This window comes from Gordonia sp. LMA484, from assembly GCF_058129505.1.
Genome location: NZ_CM176700.1, coordinates 2,720,203 through 2,733,140, shown reverse-complemented (window position 1 = coordinate 2,733,140; position 12,938 = coordinate 2,720,203). Strand labels below are relative to the sequence as shown.

Genomic DNA, 12,938 nt, shown 5'->3' with positions numbered 1-12,938 from the left:
CGTGACACACCACCAGGTTGGCGGCGCGACGCGACAGCCGTCAGCAGCAGCGCGCCCCGGGGTTGCGATCCTGCTCGGCGTAGCGCCGGCGCCAGTACTCGCGTTCGGACAGTATCGGCCGGTCCGGGTGCGTCCTGGCCATGTGATCGACATAGTCCCGATAGGCACGGTCACCCATCACGCTGCCGACGTACCAGGAGAGTGCGGCGGCGCCGCGACGCAGTCGGCGGATCACGGCGATCCGCTCTCCCCACTCGCCCCCGCGGGTTCGCGACGGTGCGGCCCGTGCTGCTCGGCGAGGTAGGCGTCCCACTCCTTCTGTAGTTCGCGCTCCGCCGGTGTCGTGAGCAATCCCTTGGGTGCGAAGATTCGCGACGCGAGGACCTCGTCCTCGGTGGTCGGCAGGCCGCCCTTGCGGACCGCCTGCACACAGATATACGCGCCGACGACCGCGACGATCAGCACCAGCACGGCGAAGACGATCGACAGGGTGCCCTGGATGAAGGTGTTGCGGATCACCGCGTCTATCTCATCGGTCGACGTCGCCGTCTTGAAGGTCGTCAGGCCCTGATCCTTGGCGTTGACGAAGGCATTGTGTTGCGCCCAGTATCCGATCGACTCGTTGTCGGAGAAGATCTTCTGCCACGACGCCGACATCGTGACGATGAGATCCCAGATCAACGGGAGCCCCGGCACCCAGGCCCACTTGACCTGCCCCCGCTTGAAGAGGACCACCGTGACCACGGTCAGTGCGACCGCGGCGAGGAGCTGATTGGCGATGCCGAACAACGGGAACAAGGTGTTGATGCCGCCGAGCGGGTCGGTGACTCCCATCAACAGGATCGATCCCCACAGCCCGCACACGATCACGGTGCACAGCCAGGCGCCCGGACGCCACGACGGATCCTTGAACCGCTTGGCGCCGGGCAGATTGCCGAGTCCGTCGGAGAGCATGAAGCGTGCGACCCGCGTGCCGGCGTCGACGGTCGTCAGGATGAACAACGCCTCGAACATGATCGCGAAGTGGTACCAGAACGAGCGCAGTGATTCGCCACCGATCGCATCCTGCAGCGTGTCGGCCATCCCCATCGCGAGTGTCGGTGCGCCACCGGTCTTGGACACGATGGTGGGCTCACCGACCGCGTCGGCGGCCTGTTGGAAGTACTCGCCGGATACCGGTGTTCCGCCCAGGCCCAGGCCGTTGACGTATTCCGCTGCGCCGTCGGGGGTTCCGCCGGTGACCGATTTCGGTGCGTTCATCCCGAAGTAGAGGTGCTGGTCGATGATGCAGGCGGTGATCAGCGCCATGATCGCGACGAACGACTCGGTGAGCATGCCGCCGTAGCCGATGATGCGCGCCTGGCCCTCCTTCGCGAGCATCTTGGGTGTGGTGCCCGAGGCGATCAGCGAGTGGAAACCCGACAGCGCCCCACAGGCGATGGTGATGAACAGGAACGGGAACAGCGCTCCGGCGAACGCGGGACCCCGGCCATTCCACGCGAAGTCGCTGACGGCCGGCGCTTGCATCACCGGCCGGACCAGCAGGATGCCCAACGCCAACAGTGCGATCGTGCCGACCTTCATGAATGTCGACAGGTAGTCGCGGGGGGCCAACAGCAGCCAGACGGGCAGAATCGCGGCCGCCATGCCGTAGATGATGATGGCCCAGCTCAGGACCACCGGCGATAGGCTGAACCAGTCCTGGCCCCAGCCGGATTCGCCGACATAGCGTCCGGCGACGATGGCCGCGAGCAGCAGCACCACGCCGATGGCCGACACCTCGCTGACCCGGCCGGGCCGGAGGAAGCGAAGGTAGACGCCCATGAACAGCGCGATGGGAATGGTCATCGCGATCGAGAAGACACCCCACGGGCTGTCGGCCAAGGCGTTGACGACCACCAGCGCCAGGACCGCGATCAGGATGATCATGATCACGAACACCGCGACGATCGCGGCGATTCCACCGAACGCACCCAACTCGTCACGCGCCATCTGCCCGAGGCTTCGACCGCGTCGCCGGGTGGAGATCGACAGCACCAGGTAGTCCTGCACGCAGCCCGCGAGTACGGCGCCGATGATGATCCAGATCGTGCCCGGCAGATAGCCCATCTGGGCGGCCAGTACCGGACCCACGAGCGGGCCGGCGCCGGCGATCGCCGCGAAATGATGACCGAAGAGGACTCGCCGATCGGTGGGCATGTAGTCCTGCGCATTGTCGAGGACCTCGGCCGGGGTGGCGTGGTCGTCGCGGGGTTTGACGACCTTCATCTCGATGAGCCGCGCATAGAAGCGGTAGGCGATCACGTAGGTGCAGACCGCGGCCAGGACGAACCAGACGGCGTTCACGTTCTCGCCGCGTACGAACGCGACGATCGCCCACGAGATCGCGCCGATGACACCGATGACGGCGAACAGGATCTTCTTCGGCGTCGTCATCGGCGAGCGATCGATGATCGCGACGGGCGGCAGATCTGGGTCGGTCTTCACGTACTCGATGTTCGGATCGTCGGCGCGATCGTCGGTCATCGTCATCAGCGCTACCTCCCTCGATTCGAGTGTGGCCCGGGTCACTATACGCGTGGTTCGAGGTGGCCTTGCGCGATACATTGAATCGAGATGTCGACTGCGGCAATCTGACGTGATGCCGAATACATCGCCGCCACCGTCACGTCCCGAGGACCGTCGGCGGGAGGCCGCCGACATCGTCGCCGGCCTGTCGGCCGCCGACAAATCATCGCTGACCACGGGTGCTTCCTTCTGGTACACCGCCGAACTCGCCGACGCCGGGGTTGCCTCGCTCATGCTGACCGACGGCCCGCACGGAATCCGCAAACAGGGCGGCGATCCCGACGCGCTGGGGCTCAACGATTCGATTCCGGCGGTGTGCTTCCCGCCCGCGGTGGCGATGGCATCGACCTTCGACGAGGGCCTGGTGGAGCGTGTGGGAGACGCGATCGGATCTGAATGCCTCGCCGAGCAGGTCGCGGTGATCCTCGGTCCCGGCCTGAACATCAAGCGATCGATTCTGGGCGGACGCAACTTCGAGTACTACTCGGAGGATCCGTATGTCACCGGCCGTCTGGGCGCCGCATTGGTCCGCGGTGTACAGCGTCACGGCGTGGGGACCTCGATCAAACACTTCGCGGTCAACAACCAGGAACACGAGCGGATGCGGGTCAGTGCGGACATCGACCCACGGCCGTTGCACGAGATCTATCTGCGGGCGTTCGAACACATCGTCGCGACCGAGCAGCCCTGGACCGTGATGGCCTCCTACAACAGGATCAACGGGGTGTACGCCACCGAGAACTCGTGGCTGCTCACCGAAACATTGCGTCACCGGTGGGGTTTCGAAGGTCTGGTGGTGTCGGACTGGATGGCCGTCGACGACCGGGTCGCGGCGCTGGCCGCCGGGCTCGATCTGGAGATGCCGTCGAGCGGTGACACCGGCCCGGGTGCGCTGCGCGACGCCGTGACCGACGGGGTGCTGTCACAGGCCGCGCTGGACGAATCGGCTCGACGAATCGTCGCGATGGCCCTCGCCGCCTCCGACAACCGATCCGCGGATGCGACCTACGATCGGGATGCCCACCACCAGCTGGCCCGCGAGGTGGCGCGGCGTTGCCCGGTGCTGCTGAAGAACGACGCGGTCGGCGCCGGCGGCCCGGTCCTGCCTCTGGCGGGTGCGGCCCGGGTCGCAGTCATCGGCGAATTCGCTCGCACCCCCCGATACCAGGGCGGCGGGAGTTCCAAGATCAACGCGTACCGCGTGGACAACGCCCTCGACGAGATGCGCGCTCTCGCCGCTCCCGACACCGTCACCTTTGCTCCTGGATTCGCCGTCGACGCAACCGAATCCGACCCGCAGCTCGTCGACGAAGCGACGCGGACGGCACGCGCCGCCGATGTCGCCGTGGTCTTCCTCGGACTCGGTGATCACGACGAGTCGGAGGGCTTCGATCGCGCCGACTGGCGACTGCCGGCACCGCAGCGCGAGCTCATCGCGCGAATCCTGGAGGTCAATCCGCGCACCGTGGTGGTCCTCTCGAACGGCGGAGTGGTGGACCTCGCGGAGGTCGACGAGGCGCCCGCCGTGCTCGAAGCGTGGTTGCTGGGGCAGGCCGGCGGTGGCGCCGTCGCGGACATCCTGTACGGCCGTACCGATCCCAGCGGACGTCTGGCCGAGACGATTCCGCTGCGTATCGAGGACAGCCCCGCATTTCTGGACTTTCCCGGCGAGCAGTTGCACGTCCGGTACGGCGAGGGCGTGTTCGTCGGGTATCGCTGGTATGACGCACGGTCACTCCCGGTGCGCTATCCCTTCGGCCACGGGTTGTCCTACACCACGATCGACTACCGCGACATCGACGTCGAGGTCACCGAGCGCGGGCTGAGGGTTCGGGTGACGGTGTGCAACACCGGTGAGCGGGCCGGACGGGCGCTGGCCCAGGTCTACCTGGGTCTCGACGAGTCCGCGGTGGCGCGGCCGCACCGGGAACTGAAGGCGATCGGGATCGCCGACCTCGAACCCGGGACCGACCGACGCCTCGAACTCGAGATTCCGAGATCAGAACTCGGCTACTGGGATCGGGTCGCGGACGACTGGGTGGTCGAGGGCGGTGTGTATCGCGTCGAGGTCGGCGCATCCAGCCGTGACCTGTGCCTGAGGTCCACGATCGAGGTGGTCGGCGATGACCGCATTGTCGCGGTGGGTCCGTCATCGACACTCGGTGAGATCCTCGAGCATCCGACGGCGGGACCCGAATTGCGGTCCCGCCTGGCGGCGACGATGGGCGTCGACGACCTCGACCCGACGTTGCTGATGCTCGTGTCGTCGTTCCCCATCGGTCGGATCGCACCGATGCTGGGTCTCGACGAGGCCACCCTTGCCGGTCTGCAGGAGTAGTCCGGCGACTGTCAGGGTGCGTGCCGCCGTTGCAGCGTGACCATCCCGCCACGTCGTGGGGAGTAGGCGACCCCGCGCGAGTGCCAGGCCTCGCCCTTGGCCCTGGTTGGCTCGATGGTGAAGTCGCGCAACATTTCCCGCAGGACGACGTCCATCTCCATGTGGGCGAATGCCGCGCCGATACAGCGCCGGGTGCCCCCGCCGAACGGCAACCACGCGGGGGACGGGGTGGTTCCGACGAACCGGGACGGATCGAATCGCTCGGGATCGGCGAACTCGCGGCTGTCATCGTGGAGCAGCGAGATCGCGACCAGAATGTTGTACCCCTTGGGGATTCGATAGGGTCCCAGCTCCACCTCCGCGGCGACGACGTGGCGGGCCGCGAAGTCGATGACCGGGCGGCTGCGCTGGGTCTCCATGATGGTGGCCAGCCGGAAATCGTGTCCACCGGCATCGAGCTCGGCGACGAGTTCGTGGAGCACCGCGGGATTCCGTTGCAGGCGTTCGATCGCCCACGCGAGTGTGGTGGCCGTGGTCTCGTGTCCGGCGGCGAGCAGCGTCAGCAGTTCGTCGGCGATCTCATCGTCGGTCATCACCGAGTCGTCGTCGTAGCGACTCTGCAGCATCAGCGCGAGGATGTCGTCGCGTTCCGCGAGGCGGGGATCGTTGCGGGCCTTCGTGATCAGCGCGTCGATCGCCGCGGCGTAGGTGTCGCGCTGCGCACCGAACCGCCGGCGAGGATCGAATCGGCCGAAGGACACCCGCGTGTCGGGCAACGTTGCCAGGCGTGAGCCGACCGTCACCATCGGCGGGATGATCTCGCGCAAGGTCGCCAGTTCCTGGCCCTGCGCACCGAAGACCGTGCGCAGGATGACATTGAGCGTCACCCGCATCATCGGCTCGAGGGTGCGAAACGGTGTGCCGATCGGCCACGTCCGTGACTCCGCCGCGAACTCCTCGGCGACGACGGTTTCGTATTGTTTGATCCGTCGCCCGTGCAGTGGCGGGGTGAGCAGCCGTCGGCGTCGGCGGTGATCGGTGCCTTCCAGCGAGAACATCGAACCGGGCCCGAGGATACGACCGAGGTTCGGTTGGATGTTGATGACCTGATCGGTCGGGGTGGTGAAGAGTTGCTTGGCCAATCCCGGGTCGGAGACGACGACCACGTCCCCGAACACCGGGACACGGATCGTGAACGCAGATCCGTACCTGCGGCCCAGGGCGGCGACCATCTGCCGGCGGCGGGTCATGAAGCCGGCGCCCAGCAGCATCCTCGGCAGGTGCGGGCCAGGTGGTACGACCGGGTTGTGGCCGCCACGGGCCGTGGTGCCGGCGGAATCCTCGACTGGTCGTGTGGTGTGCATCTCCTGCGTCCTCCCCGGTGGAAGCTCGTGGTACAAGCCTGTACCAATCTGACGGTACGCGTGCGTACCGCGGTCGGGCAAGGGGGACCACGTCGTATCTTTGACTTGTGTCCCACAGTGCTTCCACCGACGTTGCTTCCACCGACGTTGCTTCGTCCGACGTTGCGACAGACCAGTCCGACGCCGGTGTGTCGGAGCCGGACGTTCGCCAACGCCTGCTCGACGCGATGGCCACGTGCCTGATGCAGCGCGGCTACCGAGAGACGACCGTCGCGGACGTGGTGCGGGTGGCGCGGACATCGCGGCGTTCCTTCTATCGCGAGTTCAGTGACAAGCAGTCGTGTTTCATCGCGTTGCTCACCACCACCAACGACGCGATGATCGCGGCGATCGCGGCCGAGGTGAATCCCGACGAGGAGTGGCGGGTGCAGATCCGTCAGGCCGTGCAGGCCTATGTGGCGGTCAGTGAGGAGCATCCTGAGGTCACCTGGAGCTGGATTCGCGAGTTGCCGGCGTTGGGGGAGTCGGCTCGGCAGGTTCAGATCGAGGCGATGGAGTCACTGATCGCGGTGTTGGTCCCGCTGACGGACACGCCCCGGATGCGCGCCGCGGGAATCTCGCCGATGACCTATGAGACGGGCGTGATGATCTGGGGCGGGATTCGCGAGCTGGCCGCCTCGGCCGTCGAGCAGAAGCGCTCGCTCTACACCATCGTCGAGCCGGCGGTCGCCGCGTGCATTGCCCTGATCGGTGCCAACATCACCGGATGATCCGACGATCTCTGGATCTCGACCGAGCGGCCAACTATATTGGCGCCGATGGGTATCGGATTGCACCTGGGTGGGCGGCGTGTCCTGATCACCGGAAGTGGCCAGGGGGTGGGCAGAGGGCTGGCACTGGCCTTCGCCGAAGCCGGCGCCGAGGTCGTGGTCAACGATCTGCGTGCCGAACGGGCGCGCGAGGTGGTCGAGGAGATCACGGCGAATGGCGGTGCCGCGCAGAGCGTTCCCTTCGATGTCACGGCGCACGATGAGGTCGTCGATGCCGTGACGGCGGCAGGCCGGGTGGACATCCTGGTCAACAACGCCGGCAATGCGGGCGCGTCGGACTTCACGGTTCCGCGCGGCTTCCATGAGACGGCGCCGATCGATTGGGCGCCGTTCCTGCAGGTCAATCTCTACGGGGTGCTGCACTGCACGCACGCCGTCCTGCCCCGCATGATCGAGCAGAACTGGGGCCGCATCATCACCATCGTGTCCGACGCGGCGCGGACCGGCGATCGCAACGGCGCCGTCTATGCGACCGCAAAGGCCGGGGCCGCCGGGTTCATGCGCTCGATCGCGATGGAAGGAGGCCGACACGGTGTCACGGCCAACAGTCTCGCGCTGGGGACCATGCGGACACCGCTCACCGAGTCCCTCTGGGCGGAACCGGACTCGCCGCGAGCGAAGGCCGTGTTGCAGAACTACGTGATCCGCCGTCCGGGGACCCCGGATGACGTCGCCCATCTCGCTGTCCTGCTCGCCGGCGACCAGGGCTCGTGGATCACCGGCCAGACCATCCCCGTGAACGGTGGCTACTCCTTCGCCCTCTGAACCGGCCTCTCTGATCATTACAGTTGTCACAACAGTAAATGTTCTGATAATTCCCTCCATATCGATGACAAGTCCTCTGCGGGTGCTCTAGGGTGTGGCGCATCACCCCCTGAAAGGCACTGCCGTGACCCTCAGTCCTGCCGCCGGTTCATTCGCCGCGACCTACCTCGATGACCCGCTGCTGGAACCGTTCATGGGCCCCGGTGGTCCGTTCGAGATCGCCGAGATCGTGGTTGACGGCACGCCGGTCCGGACCTATCCGAACGTTCCGGCAACTCTTCCCGACATCTTCGATGCCATGGCGGCACACGGTGACCGAGAGCACCTGGTGCATCGGGACGACCGACTGACATTCGATGACGTCCGCGCACAGGCCCGCTCGCTGGCCGCGCATCTGGCCGCCGACTTCGGCGTGCGCCCGGGTGATCGGGTGGCCCTGGCGATGCGCAACGTCCCGGAGTTCGTCACGGGCTGGTGGGCCGCGATGGTGCTCGGCGCGATCTGTGTGCCGATGAACGCGTGGTGGAAGGGCACCGAGCTGCGAGCGGCGATAGCGGAGGCCGACGCGGCAGTCGTGATCGCCGACGCCGAGCGGATCGCCCGCCTCGACGCAGCCGGTCCACGGATGGTCCCGATCATCGGTGTGCGCACCGCGAGCACGGCGGTTGCCGGGGACGCGCCCTATCCGGCCTTGGCCTATGACGCGCCCACCGAGTGCCCGGCGGCCACCCGGGTCGATCCCGACGACGTCGCCGCGATCCTCTACACGTCGGGGACGACCGGACGACCCAAAGGGGTGATGATCACCCACCGCGGCATCATCACGAATGTCATGAACATGGGCTTCATGGCGCTGCGCGAGCAGATGATCTCCGCGCGGCAGACCCCACCGCCGTCCGGACAGAAGTCGGGGATCATGGTGGCCCCGCTGTTCCACATCGGCGGCATCGCCGCGGTGGTCGGCAGCGGAATGGGCGGCACGAAGACCGTGCTCTTGCCCAGATGGGATGTCGAGGACTTCATCCGGTGCGCCCATGCCGAGCACGTCACCGGCCTGGGTGGCGTACCGACACAGGCGCGAGAGTTCCTCGAACATCCTCGATCTCGTGAGTTCGCCGGCCGGGTCGCATCATTCACCTGCGGCGCCTCGAATGTGCCGCCCGAATTGCCGCGCATGGCCCGGACGGTCCTCGGTGAGTCGGTCCAGATCGTCAACGGCTACGGGCTCACCGAGACGACCTCGGCCGTGGTGAGCAACGTCGGCGACGAATATGCGGCCCACCCCGACAGCGTCGGCCGCCTCAACCCGACCGCCGAGCTCCGGATCGAGGGACTGGCCGGCGAACCGTGCGGAGTCGGCGAACTGGGCCAACTGTGTTTCCGGTCGCCACAGGTGGCGAAGGGCTACTGGCGCAACCCCGAGGCCACGTCGGAGTCGTTCGTGGACGGCTGGTTTCGGACAGGCGACCTCGGCTACATCGACAACGAGGGCTTCATCTACGTCGTCGACCGGGTCAAGGACGTCATCATCCGCGGTGGCGAGAACGTGTACTGCGCCGAGGTCGAGGCGGTGCTGTACGAGCACCCCGACGTGCTGGATGTCGCCGCCGTGGGACTCCCCGACGCGATGATGGGCGAGCGGGTGTGCGCGGTGGTGGTGCCTCGTCCCGGTGCGACGCCGGACCTCGCCGAGCTCCGTGCGTTCGCCGATGTTCGTCTGGCGACCTTCAAATGCCCGGAGGCGCTGTATATCACGGTGGACGTGCCACGAACGGCGACCGGAAAGGTCGCGAAGAAGGTGTTGAAGAAGCAGGTGCTCGACGACCCGGGGGCGATTGTTCGGCTCAGCTGACGGCCGGTCGGTGTGCGAGGCGCGCGAGACGCTGCTGCGCCCGCGCCAGGTACGGTCGGGCCCCGACGTCGCGCGCAATGCGCACCGCCTCCCGCAGATCGTCTGATCCGTCCTGACCCAGGATCGTGCGGACGGTGCCGCGATACAGGCTCGCCGGCCCGACACACACCAGCCCGGGCCACTGAACGATCAGGCCGCTGGACCAGCTGTCGGCGAACCGTTCGAGTCGCCGGCAGATGTCGCGTGCCGCGGGTGCGTGGTCCGGGTCGAGCGAGATCGCGTACAGCGCTTCGATGAGCAGGGGAGCGCGTACCTGGACGCGTGGTCCGGTCCATTGGTCGGCGTCGTAGGTGAGTTCGGTGGCCATCTGCAGCGCCCGGTCGAGGTCTCCCGCCTCTGCCGCTCCCAGGGCGATCACGAGGGCGAAGTCGTCGTCGACCTTGTCGACCAGCGTGTCGAACTCCGACGAGGACGACGGGAGCTGTCCGCGGTGCCACGCCTCGATCGATCGGCTCGTGAGGACTGACGCCTCGGTGAGCAGCCGGGCGCGTTCGGAGAGTGTGCCCAGCGTTGCGACGAATTGCTCCACCAGTGTGTGGCTCGCGTCGTAGTCGCCGCGCAGCAGCGCGAGCATCACCTGCCACCACACCTGCATGGTGTGCAGATCGTTTCCGTCGCGACGGTCGACCAGACGTGCGTACTCGGTCGAGATGCGCCGTGCCAACCGGAGATCGCCCGCCTCGAGGGCGCAGACACGCTGGAGATGCAGTGCTGTCGCCCGGCGATGGACGTCCCCCGCGGACATCTCGTACAGGGCCCGGGCGATCTTGCGACGATCCTCGACGGTGTCGGCGCCCCAGCGGATGAGGAAGTCGGCGAGCGCTATCTCGTAGGCGACCGCGCCGCCGGCAGCTGCGGCGGTCAGTTGGGCTGCTGCCAGATGGTCTTCGGCGCCGGGTACGCCCACGATGCTGAGCCTGGCTGCTTCGGTCGCGTGCAGGCGCGCGGCCTCCTCGGCGTCGATCTGATCGCTGTGCGCCAACGCCTCCCGGATCAGCGAGAGGTCGGCGGATTGGACAACTCCGTAGCCCGACCAGTAGCCGCCGACACCGTGCGGCGCGGACAACAGCGCCGTCGCCGCGAGTCCCGCCCAGTCGCCCCGGGACCTGCTCAGTTGGGCGGCCGCCTGGAAAGATGCTTCGGCCGAGGCGAACTCGCCGACGCGCGTCGCGGCCGAACCCGCGATGCGATGGAGCTCGAGGGTGACCGATTCGTCGACGTCGGGTAGGCGCAGGCCGCGTCGGGCCAGGTCGAGGGCGAGATGATCAGCGTCCGCATCGAGTGCCGAGGCTGCTGACGTGAGGCAGGCGAGTGCCGCGCGTGCGGTGGAGTCGGCATCCACTGCCGATTCGCAGAGGTGCAGGGCGACAGCCGCCGGCTCGTCCGGGCGAGTTGTCGCGAGTGCGGCGGCCAGCTGTGCGTGGGCGTCGATCCGTTGCGTCCGCGAGGTTGTCGCGACGAGGGCTTCGCGGACGGAGTCGTGGGCGACCCGGAGTGTGCCGTCGGGGTCGAGCCGGGCCAATCCGCTCCGTGCGCCATCGGCGCCCGCGGTCACCCCGTCGCCGTCGGACACCGCGTCGAGGACATCGGACGGAAGTGACCCGCCGGCGACGGCCAGCAGGGTCAACAATCGACGGTTCGGGGCGGAGAGCTCGTCGAGGCGCCGTCCGACCACGGTCACCGCCGGGTGTCGCAGATCGCGGCCGGCGTCGAGCGCGACCGCATCGCACAACTGTTCTGCGATGACGGGATGGCCGAGGCTCTGTCGCGCGAGCTCGCCGCGGTCGACCGGCGGTGCGATGCCGAGATCACGGAACCGCAGTTCGATCAGGGTCTCGGTGTCCTCCGAGGAGAGTTCCGGGACCTGCAACTCACTGAAATGACCATGTCGACGCAGCGCGGATCCCACGATCTGGGCGCCGGCATCATCGGCACTCCGGCAGGCGGCGATCACGGTCACGGGCGCCCCGGGGAGCGCGGACAGGACACGGGCCAGCACGCCCGCGGAGTCGCGGTCGATCCACTGCAGGTCATCGAGCAGCAGTACTGCCCTTCCGCTCCCGGTGATGTCCGAGAAGATCGTCGACGTGAGTTCGTCGGCCAGCAGGTTCGCGGTCGCCCCCTCGGTGCGAGCTGGACCGCCGATCAATTCCTCGATCGCGCCGAATGCGGTCGCACCGGCGTCTGGGCGTCCGACGAAACGGCGGGGTGCGGCGCCGTGGCGCGCGATCAGGTCCTCGGCCAGCGCGGTCTTCCCGATGCCGGACGGGCCGATCAGGACGACACCGGTCGGCCGGGTCGCGCCGCTGCGCCAGATGCGGTCGAGCATCTCGGTCTCGGTCGACCTGCCGACGAGGCGCGGGGCGTCATTGGAGTCGGGAACCGGCGGTGGGGCGGTGAGGGGGGTTGTCGGGGAGAGCAGTTCGGCCTCGAGTGCAGCGGTTTCCGCGCTCGGGTCAAGACCCAGATCGTCGCCGAGCGCCGCGCGCAGGCGTCGGAGCTCGGCGAGCGCGTCCGCCGTTCGTCCGTCGTCGTGCAGTGCCCGGGCCAGCGAACGCGACGCGACCTCCCGATAGGGATGTCGATGACACAACGGCGTCAGCAGCGACACCGCGCGGCGATGTTCCCCGAGCGTCCGGTGCGCATCGGCGACGGTTTCGGTCAGCTCGGACCGCATGTCGTCGAGACGGACGAGTTCGGGCGCATAGTCGGCGATGTCGGAGATCTCGATCAACGGATCACCACGCCACAGTGCCAGCGCCCGGGTGAGCCTTTCGATGCCTGCGGCCGGATCGCTGCGGATCAGCTGCAGTCCGTCTTGACTGAGCCGATCCAGGAGGTCGAGGTCGGTTCCCGCGCCATCGCATCGCAGGACGTAGCCGGCCGGGACGGTGTCGATGCGGACCGATCCGGTGAGCTCGAGAAGCTTCCGGAGCCGCGAGACGTAGCCCTGCAAGGTGTTCGGCGCGGAGCGGGGCGGGTTCTGACGCCACAGCAGATCGGCGATACGCGCGGGCGAACATGCGCTGCGCTCGACGGTGAGGATGGTGAGCAGTTCCGCGTGCTTGCGCGCCGACATCTCGATGGTCGATCCGTCGGCAGCCGTCACCGACAGGGGGCCGAGAACCCTGATGGGGATGTGTCGATCGGGATCTCCCACG

8 protein-coding genes are annotated in these 12,938 nt (G+C 67.5%); 4 read left to right on the top strand and 4 right to left on the bottom strand.

What is annotated here, in order from left to right; translation table 11 throughout:
- Positions 1 to 40 precede the first annotated feature (40 nt).
- Both AC4AMJ_RS11960 and AC4AMJ_RS11955 read right to left on the bottom strand, forming a co-directional pair.
- Positions 41 to 235 (bottom strand): YbdD/YjiX family protein, encoded by a 195-nt coding sequence (locus tag AC4AMJ_RS11960; protein ID WP_489918136.1) that lies wholly within the window; start codon positions 233 to 235, stop codon positions 41 to 43.
- Positions 232 to 2,532, bottom strand: a complete 2,301-nt coding sequence (locus AC4AMJ_RS11955; RefSeq protein WP_489918135.1) for a carbon starvation CstA family protein — start codon at positions 2,530 to 2,532, stop codon at positions 232 to 234. The genes AC4AMJ_RS11960 and AC4AMJ_RS11955 overlap by 4 nt, the downstream gene beginning before the upstream one ends.
- A gap of 109 nt (positions 2,533 to 2,641) precedes the next feature.
- On the opposite strand from AC4AMJ_RS11955, the gene AC4AMJ_RS11950 reads away from it, so the two are divergent.
- Positions 2,642 to 4,906: a glycoside hydrolase family 3 C-terminal domain-containing protein gene (locus tag AC4AMJ_RS11950; protein WP_489918134.1), complete on the top strand. Its 2,265-nt coding sequence runs from the start codon at positions 2,642 to 2,644 to the stop codon at positions 4,904 to 4,906.
- Between the two features lie 11 nt (positions 4,907 to 4,917).
- Here the strand turns inward: AC4AMJ_RS11950 and AC4AMJ_RS11945 are convergent, their stop codons facing one another.
- A complete protein-coding gene (locus AC4AMJ_RS11945) occupies positions 4,918 to 6,270 on the bottom strand; it encodes a cytochrome P450 (RefSeq protein WP_489918133.1) in 1,353 nt (450 codons plus the stop codon).
- Between the two features lie 107 nt (positions 6,271 to 6,377).
- On the opposite strand from AC4AMJ_RS11945, the gene AC4AMJ_RS11940 reads away from it, so the two are divergent.
- The 3 genes from AC4AMJ_RS11940 (at position 6,378) to AC4AMJ_RS11930 (ending at position 9,717) form a co-directional block, all read left to right on the top strand.
- Complete coding sequence (locus AC4AMJ_RS11940) at positions 6,378 to 7,040, top strand: TetR/AcrR family transcriptional regulator (RefSeq protein WP_489896454.1); 663 nt, start codon at positions 6,378 to 6,380, stop codon at positions 7,038 to 7,040.
- 48 nt (positions 7,041 to 7,088) lie between these two features.
- On the top strand, positions 7,089 to 7,865 hold the full coding sequence (locus tag AC4AMJ_RS11935; protein ID WP_489896453.1) for an SDR family NAD(P)-dependent oxidoreductase: 777 nt from the start codon (positions 7,089 to 7,091) through the stop codon (positions 7,863 to 7,865).
- A gap of 124 nt (positions 7,866 to 7,989) precedes the next feature.
- Positions 7,990 to 9,717, top strand: coding sequence for a class I adenylate-forming enzyme family protein (locus tag AC4AMJ_RS11930; RefSeq protein ID WP_489918132.1), 1,728 nt, complete (start codon positions 7,990 to 7,992; stop codon positions 9,715 to 9,717).
- Here AC4AMJ_RS11930 and AC4AMJ_RS11925 read toward each other — a convergent pair.
- Positions 9,710 to 12,937, bottom strand: coding sequence for an ATP-binding protein (locus AC4AMJ_RS11925; protein WP_489918131.1), 3,228 nt, complete (start codon positions 12,935 to 12,937; stop codon positions 9,710 to 9,712). The genes AC4AMJ_RS11930 and AC4AMJ_RS11925 overlap by 8 nt on opposite strands.
- Position 12,938: the final 1 nt, after the last annotated feature.